Annotated in this window: 13 protein-coding genes and 1 tRNA gene; 6 read left to right on the top strand and 8 right to left on the bottom strand. The window is 42.3% G+C overall.

Going from position 1 to position 14,126, the window contains the following annotated elements:
• The first annotated feature begins 95 nt into the window (after positions 1-95).
• The 3 genes from ONT08_RS08730 (at position 96) to ONT08_RS08720 (ending at position 1,651) form a co-directional block, all read left to right on the top strand.
• On the top strand, positions 96-908 hold the full coding sequence (locus tag ONT08_RS08730; RefSeq protein ID WP_006848669.1) for a hypothetical protein: 813 nt from the start codon (positions 96-98) through the stop codon (positions 906-908).
• 33 nt (positions 909-941) lie between these two features.
• Positions 942-1,163: a hypothetical protein gene (locus tag ONT08_RS08725; protein WP_022121874.1), complete on the top strand. Its 222-nt coding sequence runs from the start codon at positions 942-944 to the stop codon at positions 1,161-1,163.
• A gap of 417 nt (positions 1,164-1,580) precedes the next feature.
• A tRNA-Cys gene (locus ONT08_RS08720) sits at positions 1,581-1,651 on the top strand.
• 372 nt (positions 1,652-2,023) lie between these two features.
• Here ONT08_RS08720 and ONT08_RS08715 read toward each other — a convergent pair.
• The 7 genes from ONT08_RS08715 to ONT08_RS08685 all read right to left on the bottom strand — a co-directional run bounded on the left by ONT08_RS08715 (position 2,024) and on the right by ONT08_RS08685 (position 8,516).
• On the bottom strand, positions 2,024-3,016 hold the full coding sequence (locus tag ONT08_RS08715; protein ID WP_264959725.1) for a rhamnogalacturonan acetylesterase: 993 nt from the start codon (positions 3,014-3,016) through the stop codon (positions 2,024-2,026).
• A gap of 124 nt (positions 3,017-3,140) precedes the next feature.
• Positions 3,141-4,508, bottom strand: coding sequence for a histidine--tRNA ligase (gene hisS / locus ONT08_RS08710; protein WP_118200829.1), 1,368 nt, complete (start codon positions 4,506-4,508; stop codon positions 3,141-3,143).
• A gap of 98 nt (positions 4,509-4,606) precedes the next feature.
• Positions 4,607-5,881 (bottom strand): adenylosuccinate synthase, encoded by a 1,275-nt coding sequence (locus ONT08_RS08705; protein ID WP_264959724.1) that lies wholly within the window; start codon positions 5,879-5,881, stop codon positions 4,607-4,609.
• Positions 5,882-5,904: 23 nt separating this feature from the next.
• Positions 5,905-6,369, bottom strand: a complete 465-nt coding sequence (locus tag ONT08_RS08700; protein WP_022121879.1) for a Fur family transcriptional regulator — start codon at positions 6,367-6,369, stop codon at positions 5,905-5,907.
• 76 nt (positions 6,370-6,445) lie between these two features.
• Positions 6,446-7,075: a Maf-like protein gene (locus tag ONT08_RS08695; protein ID WP_117585980.1), complete on the bottom strand. Its 630-nt coding sequence runs from the start codon at positions 7,073-7,075 to the stop codon at positions 6,446-6,448.
• 93 nt (positions 7,076-7,168) lie between these two features.
• The gene (locus tag ONT08_RS08690) at positions 7,169-7,687 is read right to left on the bottom strand and encodes a KdsC family phosphatase (protein WP_117585979.1); all 519 of its coding nucleotides are present in this window, start codon (positions 7,685-7,687) and stop codon (positions 7,169-7,171) included.
• A 58-nt stretch (positions 7,688-7,745) separates the two neighbouring features.
• Positions 7,746-8,516 (bottom strand): Rossmann-like and DUF2520 domain-containing protein, encoded by a 771-nt coding sequence (locus tag ONT08_RS08685; protein ID WP_118085704.1) that lies wholly within the window; start codon positions 8,514-8,516, stop codon positions 7,746-7,748.
• Positions 8,517-9,112: 596 nt separating this feature from the next.
• On the opposite strand from ONT08_RS08685, the gene ONT08_RS08680 reads away from it, so the two are divergent.
• Entirely contained in the window at positions 9,113-9,598 is a 486-nt protein-coding gene (locus ONT08_RS08680) for a GNAT family N-acetyltransferase (RefSeq protein ID WP_264959723.1), read from the top strand.
• 113 nt (positions 9,599-9,711) lie between these two features.
• Here ONT08_RS08680 and ONT08_RS08675 read toward each other — a convergent pair whose 3' ends face one another.
• Complete coding sequence (locus ONT08_RS08675) at positions 9,712-10,329, bottom strand: TetR/AcrR family transcriptional regulator (protein WP_117585977.1); 618 nt, start codon at positions 10,327-10,329, stop codon at positions 9,712-9,714.
• A 159-nt stretch (positions 10,330-10,488) separates the two neighbouring features.
• On the opposite strand from ONT08_RS08675, the gene ONT08_RS08670 reads away from it, so the two are divergent.
• Positions 10,489-12,777, top strand: coding sequence for an NADP-dependent malic enzyme (locus tag ONT08_RS08670; RefSeq protein WP_117585976.1), 2,289 nt, complete (start codon positions 10,489-10,491; stop codon positions 12,775-12,777).
• 1,019 nt (positions 12,778-13,796) lie between these two features.
• On the top strand, positions 13,797-14,114 hold the full coding sequence (rplU, locus tag ONT08_RS08665) for a 50S ribosomal protein L21 (protein WP_006848683.1): 318 nt from the start codon (positions 13,797-13,799) through the stop codon (positions 14,112-14,114).
• Positions 14,115-14,126: the final 12 nt, after the last annotated feature.

Here is a 14,126-nt window from a genome sequence, read left to right as displayed (position 1 = left end):
AAATAAAAAAGTGACCAAAAACACAAAAAAACAGCAAGAAAATTTGGATATATAAAAAGAAGTACTTACTTTTGCACACACAAACACAATTGAAGATGAATAAAGATAAAATATTAACACTGAAGAATGTTACTAAAAGTAGCATTTGGGAATTGCAGGAGAACGATGTGTTCCGTCTTTGGGAAGCAGCAGAAAAGGATGCTGACCTCAAGGATTACCAGAACAAGTATATTGCAGTGATCCGAAGCGCATTCGAAATGGAACCAGTGACGGTAGACCGTCCTGAAGTGATTGACAAACTGATGGCACGCGGCTTTAAGATTGGCACTTTCCGTATCAACGACAAGAAAGAAAAGTATGCCATCAAAAAGCGCCCTATCATGCGTGTTACTGATCTTACTTACGAAAATGTAAGTCACATCACCGCCAATAAGCTCATCGAACTCTTGGAGCGCAACTTTGGTGGTGGCTGGGAGAGTCTGCCTCAGAGCATCCAGGACATCATCGAAAGTAATTTCGACATCAGCACAACTACTCTTCCTGCTGACCGCCTGAAAAAGCCAGGAGGTCTGTACGAGAAAAAGCTCGCTGATGACTACGAAGTGCTCGTGGTACCAAAAGGTTCTTGGGTAGAAGCTATCTTTGCCAAGGAGAAGCCAAAGGTAGAAAAGGTTCGCATGAGATTCGAAGATGAGAATGATTTGAAACGCAACGACGACCTGCTCGACCCAGACGAGGATGAAGACGAGGATGCACCAGAAATCGAGGATCACTACAACGATCCAGATGAGGATGACGATGCATTCGATGACGACAAGCTTACTGAGGAAAGCTACCGTACTACCTTCGAAGACCCGGAGAACCTCGGTCTTGATGATGCAGAAGACGTAGCCGACGATGATTATTAATTCAGTTTATACATTATTATAATATAAAGAGAAATGAACGCATTAATTGGATTTGTTGCATTGATCGCTGTGGGCCTCGTAGGTTGGGCGATTGCAGAATTTAAGTACAAGGCTTTCACTTTCACCCGTTCAGAAAAGGATATCGAGGAAGAGAAAGAGCTTGAAGAGCAGAAACGCGCAGAGGGTTTCAAGGAGATGAACATCCGCGACATCATGCGCAAAAACTCAACCAATGGTTATAACGCAGTAGGTTAGTATTATGTTAATTTACCTATGCTTATGATACAGTATATCATCATAGCAATCATATTGGCGGCATGCGTCACGTATGCCGCCATTTGTATCTACAGCTCCATCAAACAAGCACGAGAGTGTAAAAACTATCAATGTTCAGGTTGCCCGTTCGTTGAGAAATGCCAAAAGAATAAAAAGAAAGAGGCTACTCAGCGGAAAGAACAAGAGTAGCTCTCATAAAAAGAGCTGCTAAAACTACTTTTACTGTCATGCAGCGAGGAAACCAGACAAAAAATAAAGCATTTCAGAACCCGTTCATTATGAGCAAGATACAAAGAAAGTGATTGTTTTAATTAAAAAAGTTGCATAAAAATTTGGTAGAACCAATAAAAAGTAGTACCTTTGCACTCGCAAATTAGAAATGATTATTCTACACAAGGTGTCTTAACCGAGCGGTTAGGTAACGGTCTGCAAAACCGTGTAGAGCGGTTCGACTCCGCTAGACACCTCATAAAAAAGGAAGTTCTTCAATAAGGACTTCCTTTTTTCATATCTACTCTCCCCCATTTTCATTCCTCATTTCTAGATATTCATCAAAACCCCCATTTTTAGGTATTGCACAATTATAAAAATCTTCGTACCTTTGCAACCGTAAATGATAAACATCAGAACTGAGGTTATCCTACGAGTAGGAATTGCCCCTTGCCCCAAGCAATTCTGGTGAACGTTTGAAACTTTTAGATAATTGAGACAAAGATAGAAATTAAAATCTTGTTCGCTAATAGAAATAATTCATAATGTTTTTGTATAATATGAAAAGGGGTGCTTGTGAAAGTACCCCTTTTATGTATATCTACAAAGTTATTGAGAAAAGCCTGTTATTATTTGATTTTAGCACCAAATGACTTTACAAACTTAATCTTCTTGCCTTTTGCGATGATTGGCTTCTTCCATTCACCACCCAAAATACGGATAACAGCCTTCTTGCCTACAGGAACCGCATCTACAGCCTTCTGCAAATCCATGAAATTGCCTCGACCTTCTGCAGAGACTACATAATCATAATGGCAGACATGAGACTTCAGCGCTCGCACCTGCTCAGCTACAGCATCAGCAAGCGCACCGGCAACCACACGTGCACCATATACATTATAATGGGTATTATCTTTCTTACCCTTAGGAACCTGCGGATTCTCGCCAGGCATAAACCACATATGTAATTTGCGGCTGCCTTCAATACCCATGCCCGTTTCTATATCGTGGGTAATCTTGGTAGCATCAACAAATGGAACATTCAGCTGCTTTGCTACACTGCGGGGAGCTATCACATAAGCTCCGTGGGTGTCGATAAGCGTATCACTATTAATCTGTTCCTTTCCATCATATACTTTATTGCGAAGCTTCTCGTCATCATCATTCTTCAATTCTGCAGAATAATAGCAGCGACGAACCACCGCATTGAACAGTACAGGATTGCCACCCTTGGCACGAGTCTCATTTACAAACCTGGCAAGGTTTGCATCAAAAGTAGATCCCGGATCAGTATGACGGTCAGGCATTGGCTTCTCATCGTTATGCCCAAACTGAATAAACACATAATCACCTGGCTTTATTCTATCTAAAACCTTTTTCCATCTTCCTTCATTGATAAAGCTCAAAGAAGAACGACCATTAACAGCATGATTGTCAACAATCACCTTGTCATCAAAAAAGCCCTGTAATACCATACCCCATCCTCGCTCAGGACTATTTCTAAAACCGTCTTTCTCGGCAGCAGTAGAATCACCTATTACAAAAATCGTTGTTGTCTTCGTACTGGATGTCATCAGCAATGCCAGCATGAATACACATAAAATAGCTTTAATTTTTTTCATTTGTCCGTAGTTTTTAGAATTTACTATAATTATAGATTTGCATACGTGATAACATATAAAAAGCTCTCGCCCTGCCGTACTGCATATTCACATATACGAGCACGAGAGGACGAGAAAGAGAGTATTAATATTTATTTACTTTGGCTATCAATTCCTCGGCAGTAACCAAGGTCTGTTCGCCAGTTTCCATATTCTTAAGCGTAACCTTGCCCTGAGCCATCTCATTCTCACCTGCAAGCACCACAAACGGAATATTCTTGGCATTGGCATAGCTCATCTGCTTCTTCATCTTCGCCTTATCAGGGAAGATTTCGGTACGGATACCGGCTGCACGAGCTGCACTTACTATAGGCAGGCAGTAAGCTGTCTCCTTTTCACCGAAGTTGATAAACAGTACCTGAGTAGCATTTACAGCCTCCTTCGGATAAAGGTCGAGCGCACCTAACACATCATAAATACGGTCAGCGCCAAAACTGATACCAACACCGCTCAAACCTGGCAAACCGAAAATGCCGGTGAGGTTGTCGTAACGACCACCACCTGTAATACTTCCCATTGGAGTATCAAGCGCCTTCACCTCGAAGATAGCACCTGTGTAATAGTTCAAGCCACGAGCCAGAGTAAGATCCAGTTCTATCTCGTTGTTCAAGCCAAGAGTCTTCAAGGTATCGAGGATAAACTTGGTTTCTTCTACACCCTTTAAACCAACTTCTGAACTTTCGAGAACCTTCGCAATCACTTCAAGTTTCTCATCATTAGTTCCTGACAATGAGATGATTGGCTGCAACTTTTCAATGGCATCTTCTGAAATGCCGTCATTGCGCAACTCTTCGTTTACATTGTCAAGTCCGATTTTATCAAGCTTATCGATGGCTACTGTGATATCTACAATCTTCTCAGCCTCGCCGATAACCTCTGCAATACCGGTAAGAATCTTGCGGTTATTAATCTTGATGCATACACGAACACCAAACTTGGTGAACACGGTATCAACAATCTGCATCAACTCGACCTCATTCAGGAGAGAATCAGAGCCAACCACATCGGCATCACACTGATAGAACTCACGGTAACGTCCTTTCTGAGGGCGGTCTGCACGCCATACTGGCTGAATCTGATAACGTTTGAAAGGCATCTGCAACTCCTCGCGGTGCTGCACTACGTAACGTGCGAAAGGAACTGTCAGGTCATAACGAAGACCCTTCTCACAAAGTTTCGCTGCTAATTTGAGTGATCCGAGAGAATGAATATCCTCATCGCTCACCTTATTCATATAGTCGCCTGAATTCAATATCTTAAAAAGCAGTTTATCACCCTCTTCACCATACTTGCCCATCAAGGTCTGAAGGGTTTCCATGGCTGGGGTCTCAATCTGCTGGAATCCATAAAGAGCATACACTTCCTTGATGGTGTTGAAGATGTAGTTGCGTTTCGCCATCTCAACAGGACCAAAATCTCTCGTGCCCTTTGGTATACTTGGTTTCTGAGCCATTTATTAATGTTTAATATGAATGTTAAATGTTTAATGTTTAGCGTAATGCAAACCCCTCAAAGTAAACATTAAACACTAAACATTAAACACTATATAATTTATTTGCGTACAATAGTCTGAGCACGGTCTGGACCGATAGAAATGATACCGATCTTAGTCTCAAGGAACTCTTCTACGAAAGCAATATAATCCTTGAACTCCTGTGGGAACTGATCTTCAGATGTGAACTTAGTCATATCTGTCTTCCAGCCCTTGAACTCCTTATAAACAGGTTCTACATCATCGATTTCGTATGGGAAATCTGTTGTAACAGAACCATCCTTCAACTTATATGCCACGCATGCCTTGATGGTATCGAAGCCATCGAGCACGTCGCTCTTCATCATGATAAGCTCAGTAACACCATTCACCATAACAGAATACTTGAGTTGTACAAGATCACACCAGCCACAACGACGCTCACGACCGGTAACAGCACCATACTCATGACCGAGGTCACGGATCTTGGCACCAGTTTCATCGAAAAGCTCTGTAGGGAATGGACCTGCACCAACACGTGTACAGTAAGCCTTCATGATACCATAAACATTGCCGATGCGGTTAGGGCCGATACCCAGACCTATGCAGGCACCTGCACAGATAGTATTAGAAGAAGTAACGAACGGATAAGAACCGAAATCAACATCGAGCATAGTACCCTGAGCACCCTCGCAGAGGATATCCCTGCCAGAACGGAGCACCTTATTGATTTCTACCTCGCTATCGATAAGTTTGAACTGCTTCAAGTATTCGATGCCCTCCATCCAGGTCTTCTCAACCTCTGTAATATCGAAGTCGGTATAACCGAGACTTGCGATGGTTTTGAGATGAGCAGCCTTGTGAGCAGCATACTTCTCCTCGAAATTGTCAAGGATATCGCCTACGCGAAGACCGGTACGGCTAACCTTGTCAGTATAAGTAGGACCGATACCCTTACCAGTAGTACCTACCTTGTTCTTTCCCTTAGAAGCCTCGATAGCAGCATCGAGTACACGGTGAGTAGGCATGATGAGATGTGCCTTCTTAGAGATGTAAAGACGGTTCTTCAAATCATGACCGCTCTTCTCAAGATCCTTAGCCTCACCCATAAAGAGGTCTGGAGCCAAAACCACACCATTGCCGATGATGTTCACCTTACCACCCTGGAAAATACCAGAAGGGATAGAGCGAAGCACATACTTCTCGCCCTCAAACTCCAATGTATGTCCAGCATTAGGACCACCCTGGAAACGAGCAATGACATCATACTTAGGGGTCAACACGTCAACCACCTTACCTTTACCTTCATCGCCCCACTGCAAACCCAGCAGGACATCTACTTTACCTGTGTTCATTTTTTATCTTTTTATCTTGATACTTATTCTTTTTTGCGTTTGCGAGTCATCTTGCTTTGACAGCCGCTGCATACGCCATAGATGTAAAGAGCATAAGCATCTTTACGAAAGCGCTGCATCCTGATATCCTTCACAGCAGCCGTAACCTGCGGTGCTACAATTTCTGTTACCTTGCCACAAATCGTGCAAACCTGATGCACATGATTGTCCTCGCTATAACTGGCCTCATACTTGGTGCCGTCTGCCAGACTGTGCTTTACCACAAGCCTCAGTTCCAGGAACAGATGCAATGTGTTATAAAGCGTAGCCCTGCTAACGCGAAAATTCTTTTTCAGTAGCTCTCTGCCCAAATCTTCTATCGAGAAATGCTCTCCCATAGAATAAATGGTGTCGAGGATAGTGGAACGCTCCGGAGTGCGCCGGTGATGATTGCTCTCCATATAATTGTCCAAAACCTCATGAGCTTTTGCTAAAATTTCTTCACTCATAATCCTTGTTAGTTACATAAAACGCACAAAGATACTCATTATCTACGACATAGAACAATATTTAATTTTAAAAAATCTAAATTTGCCTCAATTCCTCATAGATACGCTGAACCGGAAGCCCCATCACATTAAAATAACTCCCCTTCAACCCCGTACAACCTATGTAGCCAATCCATTCCTGAATACCATAGGCGCCAGCTTTGTCAAACGGCTGATAATGATTTATATAATAACTGATTTCATCATCAGAAAGCGGTTTGAACGTCACTTCTGTTGTTACTGAAAAGGAACGCTGCTTATGCTGGGTAGTAAGACAAACACCTGTAACTACATGATGCGTCTTTCCGCTCAACATCTTCAGCATTCGTCTGGCATCTTCAGCATCACGAGGCTTCCCGAGGATGACTCCCTTTCCTTCCTGGTCATTCTGTTCGCCAGCTGTTGGCGCAATCACAACCGTATCTGCAGTAAGAATCAAAGTTTCTGACTCGTCCAACTCTTCAACACTATTATTTCCGTTCAAAAGCGGACGGTAAGCCTCAGCCTTTTTCTTGCAGATGAATTCTGCCACCTGATAAGCATCGAGGTCAGCAGGATAACTTTCATCAATACCACTAATCACCTTCACCTCAAAAGGAATATCCAAACCTGCCAGAAGTTCCTTGCGGCGAGGCGAATTACTCGCCAAAATAATCTTATAATTCATCTATTTTAAACCTTATTACTTTGAACTTTATGATTAAAATTCAGTTGCAAACTTTCTACTATAAACTATCAACTTTCAACTTTCAACTAAATTCTACCAGCCAAACGCCTTAGCATCTGAAAGCCATAAACCCTTGGTTCTCAGCACCTGTTCTACGACATCACGTCCCACACCATCACCTCCGTTACAAGCCGAGATATAAGTAGAAATTTCTTTAATATCGGAGCATGCATCTGCTGGGCAACATGGACATCCGCAACGACGCATAATCTCATAATCAGGAATATCATCACCTACATATATTATTTCCTCATCTGTAATTGAATATTTCTGCTTGAACTCCTCATAAGTCTTTATCTTTACAGAACACCCCATGAAGATATCCTCTACACCAAGATTTTCATAGCGTACCTGTATGGCATGAGAATTACCGCCTGTCAGAATTACGATACGAACACCTTTCTTCTGAGCCAGCTGAATGGCATAGCCATCTTTGATATTAACAGTACGCAAAGGTTCGCCGGCACTGGAAAGCGTGATGGTCTGTCTTGACAGCACTCCATCAACATCAAAGATGATTGCTTTTATCTTATTTAAATCGTAATTTATCATATTTATTTCTGTTTTTAGAACTTAAATTCCTAACTGCAAACTTAAACCGATAACAGTTTTATCTCTTGAACTTGAATATGCTTTTGCTCATCATTTCATAAATCTGCTGTAGTTCTGGCTGTTTTTCAAGAAGTTGCATTTGTTTCTCCATTACGTTCCGATCATCACGAATAGCCGGTCCTGTCTGCACTTCAGCTGCCGAATGCGAAGAAGCCTTGTCCATAGTTTCCATAACCAGAGGACGGAGAACACTGCCAGGAATGTGATGATTTTCGAGAATCTGCTGACCTACAGCTACGCAATGATTCGCAAAATTACAAGCAAAAACAGCTGACAGGTGCAGATACTTACGATTATCAGAATCCAATTCATAGACACTACGAGAAATCTGTTCTGCCAACCTCTTCAGGAAAGAAGTTTCGAAAGCACCACATCCCTCAATGAAAATAGGAATATTTTCGAATGCAACCTTTTTATCTTTCGTAAATGTCTGCATCGGATAAAATACGCCATAATGACGGGCATAATCTTTGAAAACATCCATCGGCATGGAACCAGCTGTATGAACAAACATCTTATCTTCTCTTCCTTTGCACAGTTCAGGAATAAGTATTTCAAGCGCATCATCCTTCACTGAAACGATGTACAAATCTGCATCACAGACCACCTTACTCATCTCATTGACAGGCTCACAATTCACCTTCTCAGCCAATAGAGAGGCCGACTCCCTAGTTCTACTGAAAACTTGCACAATCTGATGTTCTGATTGTGATATTTCGAGCGCAAGATTGGTAGCAAGATTACCTGCCCCAATAAACACTATTTTCATACGTAATTTTGTTTAAAGTTCTACTTTTTATGCAAAAATACTAAAAAATAACGATAGAGAAGCCCTTTTTCTTGCTTTTTTATGATAAATTTATTATTTTTGCCTTCGTGAGAAAATATGAAGTAGAAATATATGGTAAACTGGAAGAAATGCCGCATTTATTGGAAGGCGACTTTTTTCATAGCTTGGAGCTTTTTCAGATTCTTGAAAAAACACCCGGCATAACCCCTTTTATGGCTGTCGCCACACAGGAGAACAAGGTGGTAGGACAAATGCTCGTCATCCTCTATCACCGCAAATCTTTATTCCCACCTTATTTATATACGCACGCACACGCGTACGGAGAGGGACTTTATGCACCCGATGCTGAACAGAATGCTATTTTCCCATTGTTACTCCGCAGCATAACTATTCACTTACACAAACGACTCTGCTTTTACATCGAGTTCTCCCGAATGAGCAAAAAGATGCTGGGTTACCGGGAATTCAGAAAATTGGGCTATGTACCTATTGCCTGGCAAGAGATACATAACTCCCTACACAGCAAACTTCCCCAAGAGCGACTCTCAGACAAACAAATTGCTATGATTGAAAAAATGAAGAAAAAGGGAATAAGTTATAGAGAGGCAACTTCACCCGAAGACATCCATCGTTATCACCAGTTGCTCAAAAATTATTATCGGCTGAAACTTCGCCGTTTTGTTCCTGACGAAACATTCTTTCAGAAACTGAGTACAAGTAGTAATGCCAGAAACGTCATCATCACCTATAAGGACAAAGTGATTGGCGGCTATACCTGCATCTACAACCAAGGCAATGCCTTTCTTTGGTTTTCTGCATTCAAGAGAAAGACTTACATCCATCTGCATCCGGACACAATGACCATCTGGCAAGCACTCTCTGATGCACAGGAGCAGGATGCCCAACACCTCCACTTTATGGACGCAGGACTTCCGCTTAAGAGTAATCTCTACCGTGAATTCATTCTCGGTTTCGGAGGCAAACCTGTTACCAAGTTTCGCTGGTTCCGCTTCTATCCAAAAGTTATAAACCTGCTCCTCCACTGGCTATACAAGGATTAAGGAAAAGAGGTTCCATGAGTCTATATAAAGCATCTCCGAAACCTCTTTCTCTTTTTTAAGCGTAATTACACATACGCTCAAAAAGTACATTTTGCATATTAAAGCCAACGCCTCTACTCTTTCAAAGCACGGTCAAGCTGCTCTAAGCCGCGCTCTGTACAGAATCCACGAATCAGGCACAAAATATAATTGTCGTATATCTCCTGCATCGAATGAACACGATAGAGCTGATGATGCATGATTTCCTCCATCATTACATGTCCTATGTCCATAACAACATTGAAGTCTACATCCTTACGGAAAAGTCCCTCCTTTACACCAGCCTCAAAGAAACGTACACTCTCCTCCCGTTCATGAGCATGATTTTCCTGGAAGAATTTCACTACACGAGGCATCTTATGAACCTCCTCATAAAAAAGAACGCCCACCATCCCATTGCGCTCCATCTGCAATTTATAGACATAGCTGATAATATCTATCACATTCTTCGCTTGGGTCTTGGCGAAGTCCTCTAACTTCGAACGATTTTCTTCTAGCTGACGCATCATACCAGCAAGCAACAATTCTTCTTTGTCACCAAAAATCTCGTACACAGTTCTCTTAGATACATGAAGTCCCTGTGAGATTTCATCCATCTTAACAGCTTTTACACCACGCTTATAGAATTCAGGCATCGCATAAGAGATAATTCTGTCTTTCAGTTCTTGTCTATATTGATTGATTTCTGTCATTTTACTTGTTTGAAGACTATTTTTGTGCAAAGATACAAAAAAAATCAAAAAACCATTCTTTTTTACTAAGTTTTTTTGTACCTTTGCACAAACTTTTAAATTTCGTGCAAAAAATCCACGAATATGAAAGAAAAATAAACTCTAAACCAATATATTGTTATGGTAAAAATTACAAAAGAGGCGGCTTTAAGTTATCACGAGACTGGTCGTCCTGGCAAGATTGAGGTTAAGCCAACAAAACCTTATCACACACAAACGGATCTGAGCCTTGCTTATTCTCCTGGCGTGGCATTCCCATGTCTTGAGATCCAGCAGAACCCAGACGATGCATACAAGTATACTGACAAGGGTAACCTGGTTGCTGTTATCAGTAATGGTACAGCAGTGCTCGGACTCGGCGATATCGGTGCCATGAGCGGAAAGCCAGTGATGGAAGGTAAGGGATTACTTTTCAAGATTTACGGCGGTGTGGATGTCTTCGATATTGAAATCGATGAAAAAGACCCAGAAAAGTTCTGTGAAACCGTAGAGAAAATCGCTCCTACATTTGGTGGAATCAACTTGGAGGACATCAAGGCACCTCAATGTTTCTACATCGAGGAGCGCCTGAAAAGAACTCTCGATATCCCTGTAATGCACGATGACCAGCATGGTACTGCTATCATCTCTGCAGCAGGTTTGAAGAACGCTCTTGAGGTAGCTGGCAAGAACATTGCCGATGTGAAGATTGTCGTAAATGGTGCTGGTGCAGCTGCTATCAGCTGTACAAAACTCTACGTAGCACTTGGTGCACAGGTAAAGAACATCGTTATGCTCGACTCTAAGGGTGTCATTACCAGCGACCGCGAAAATCTGACAGAGCAGAAAAAGCTCTTTGCAACAGACCGCCGCGATGTCCATACACTCGAAGAGGCTGTGAAAGGCGCCGATGTATTCGTAGGCCTCAGCAAGGGTAACGTGCTCTCCAAGGATATGATTCGCTCTATGGCAGACAACCCTATCGTTTTCGCTCTTGCCAATCCAGTACCTGAGATCAGCTACGAGGACGCTATGGACAGCCGCCCTGACGTATTGATGTCAACTGGCCGTTCAGATTATCCTAACCAGATTAACAATGTAATCGGTTTCCCATACATCTTCCGTGGTGCACTCGATGTTCACGCCCGTGCTATCAACGAAGAAATGAAGATGGCTGCTGTTCATGCAATTGCCGATTTGGCTAAGCAGCCGGTTCCTGATGTAGTAAACGATGTTTACCACGTTAACGACCTTACATTCGGTCCTAAATACTTCATTCCGAAACCTGTAGATCCACGTTTGATTACAGAAGTTTCTGCTGCCGTAGCTAAGGCTGCAATGGAAAGTGGTGTGGCTCGCACCCCTATCACAGACTGGGAGAAGTACAAGCAGGATTTGCGCCAGCTGCTTGGTCAGGAGACCAAACTGACTCGCAAGCTCCACGATACAGCGCGCCTTCACCCACAGCGTGTAGTATTCGCTGAAGGTGGCAACCCAACTATGCTGAAGGCTGCAGTCCAGGCTAAGCAAGAGGGTATCTGCCAGCCAATCCTGTTGGGTAACCCTGACCGTCTGAACCGTGTAGCTAGCCGTTTGAAGCTTGACCTTTCAGATATTGAGATTGTAGATATGCGTGCCGATAACGAACAGGGCCGCCGTGCTAAGTTTGCCAAGCATCTGGCAGAGAAGCGTTCTCGCGAGGGCTACAGCTTCGAGGAAGCTTATGATAAAATGTACGAGCGCAACTACTTCGGTATGTCAATGGTAGAACAGGGTGATGCTGACGCATTCATCACTGGTCTTTACACAAAGTACAGCAATACTATTAAGGTAGCAAAAGATGTAATTGGAATCCGTGAGCCATATAAGACTTTCGGTACCATGCATATCCTTAACACCCAGAAGGGTATTTATTATATCGCAGATACGCTCATCAACCGCCACCCAGACGAAGATGTGCTGATTGATGTTGCCAAGCTGTCTGCAGGTACAGTGAGGTTCTTCAACGAAGAGCCGGTTATGGCCATGTTAAGCTACTCTAACTTCGGTACAGACAATATTGGCTCACCTGTTAAGGTAAAGAAAGCCGTTGCTGAGATGCAGAAGGAGTTCCCTGAACTCGCTATCGATGGTGAGATGCAGGTAAACTATGCACTCAACAAGGATCTGCGCGATGAGAAGTATCCATTCTCCCGCCTCAAGGGCAAAGACGTCAACACTTTGGTGTTCCCTAACTTGAGTAGCGCCAATGGTGCATACAAACTTCTCCAGGGGTTGAATCCTGAAGCAGAGATTATCGGCCCTATCCAGATGGGATTGAATAAGCCTATCCACTTCACTGACTCAGAAAGTAGTGTACAGGATATCGTAAACATCACAGCAGTAGCTGTCATTGATGCTTACGTAGAGAAAATCAAGAAGCAGAAGTAATCACTTCTTTTTCCTGATTCGAACAAACAGAATAAGATAATAGTATTTTCCATAAACAGGTTGGCACTTCTGCGCCAACCTGTTTTTATTTTCTCTACTTCACTACTCGTCTCGGAAGTTCGTCTCTTTATACTTTTGAAGATATCTAAAAAAAACAGAATTGCAATCGATTACGCAGCCTTTCTTGCTAAAATAAGTTAATTTATACTCTTGTGCACCCACACAATTGAATCACAACAAAAATAATCAAATAAATATTTGGTGATTTGAAAAAAAATCGTGTATCTTTGCAGCCAGTTATCCTGAAAACAATCTTTTTACCTTAATGGAAACTAATACCTATTGAAGATTTGGAGCGGTAGCCTGTGAAGGTCATCGCTTTTTTCTTTTTATACACCTCCTCCATCAAATAGCATATAGCATATATTGTTCCCAAGAAGAAAGTATATAATTAAAAGGTAATATCACTTGAGTCGGAAGACTTGCTGACTGCAGTCAGCAGACCTGTCGACTATAGTGAGCAGACCTGCTGACTAGGCTCAGCAGAGCTGCTGACACTAGTCATAACTTTAACGAAGGTATCTTCTTGAACCAGAGAAGTCGTATCCTTAAACCTAAGAAGACATCTCCTTGAACCAGAGAAGACATCTCCTTGAACCAGAGGAGACATATCATTGAGCCAGAGGAGACATATCATTGAACCAGAGGAGACATATCATTGAACCAGAGGAAGTATATTATTGAACCCAATAAAGAACATTATACTATTCACGAGTCCCTTATCTGGTAGCAAATAATCGGTATTCTTATAAAAAACAGGCTTTTCTGTTAAATCTTTCTAAAAAGCAATCTTTATTTCCCCAACATTTTGTTCATATCAAAGATAATTTGTAATTTTGCACCCCGAATGCTCATGGATTGGGCAAATGTTACAGAAAAGTTTAGTTCGAAGGGGCTCAAAGAAGATCCGGCACAATGCAGGACGCCTCCCGAAGAAACCCGTTTATATAATTAATTTAATGTACGCAATTGTAGAAATTAACGGTCAGCAGTTCAAGGCTGAGGAGGGCAAGAAGCTCTTCGTACATCACATCAAGGATGTTGAGGCAGGTCAGACTGTTGAGTTCGACAAGGTTTTGCTCGTTGACAAAGACGGCTCAATCACTGTCGGTGCACCAGCTGTAGAGGGTGCAAAAGTAGTAGTAGAAGTAGTGAACCCACTCGTAAAGGGTGACAAGGTAATCGTCTTCAAGATGAAGCGCCGCAAGGACTATCGCAAGAAGAATGGTCATCGTGCTCAGTTCACTGAAGTATCAATCAAATCTGTAATCGCTTAAAATTAGGAGGAA

Origin of the sequence: Segatella copri, from assembly GCF_026015465.1 — a bacterium.
Taxonomy (GTDB): Bacteria; Bacteroidota; Bacteroidia; order Bacteroidales; family Bacteroidaceae; genus Prevotella; species Prevotella copri_E.
This window is presented reverse-complemented; position numbering and strand designations above follow the sequence as displayed.

Coding starts and splice junctions, on each gene's coding strand:
- ONT08_RS08730 (WP_006848669.1), top strand. CDS start 96: ATGAATAAAGATAAAATATTAACACTGAAGAATGTTACTAAAAGTAGC.
- ONT08_RS08725 (WP_022121874.1), top strand. CDS start 942: ATGAACGCATTAATTGGATTTGTTGCATTGATCGCTGTGGGCCTCGTA.
- ONT08_RS08715 (WP_264959725.1), bottom strand. CDS start 3,016: ATGAAAAAAATTAAAGCTATTTTATGTGTATTCATGCTGGCATTGCTG.
- hisS (WP_118200829.1), bottom strand. CDS start 4,508: ATGGCTCAGAAACCAAGTATACCAAAGGGCACGAGAGATTTTGGTCCT.
- ONT08_RS08705 (WP_264959724.1), bottom strand. CDS start 5,881: ATGAACACAGGTAAAGTAGATGTCCTGCTGGGTTTGCAGTGGGGCGAT.
- ONT08_RS08700 (WP_022121879.1), bottom strand. CDS start 6,369: ATGAGTGAAGAAATTTTAGCAAAAGCTCATGAGGTTTTGGACAATTAT.
- ONT08_RS08695 (WP_117585980.1), bottom strand. CDS start 7,075: ATGAATTATAAGATTATTTTGGCGAGTAATTCGCCTCGCCGCAAGGAA.
- ONT08_RS08690 (WP_117585979.1), bottom strand. CDS start 7,687: ATGATAAATTACGATTTAAATAAGATAAAAGCAATCATCTTTGATGTT.
- ONT08_RS08685 (WP_118085704.1), bottom strand. CDS start 8,516: ATGAAAATAGTGTTTATTGGGGCAGGTAATCTTGCTACCAATCTTGCG.
- ONT08_RS08680 (WP_264959723.1), top strand. CDS start 9,113: ATGAAGAAAAAGGGAATAAGTTATAGAGAGGCAACTTCACCCGAAGAC.
- ONT08_RS08675 (WP_117585977.1), bottom strand. CDS start 10,329: ATGACAGAAATCAATCAATATAGACAAGAACTGAAAGACAGAATTATC.
- ONT08_RS08670 (WP_117585976.1), top strand. CDS start 10,489: ATGGTAAAAATTACAAAAGAGGCGGCTTTAAGTTATCACGAGACTGGT.
- rplU (WP_006848683.1), top strand. CDS start 13,797: ATGTACGCAATTGTAGAAATTAACGGTCAGCAGTTCAAGGCTGAGGAG.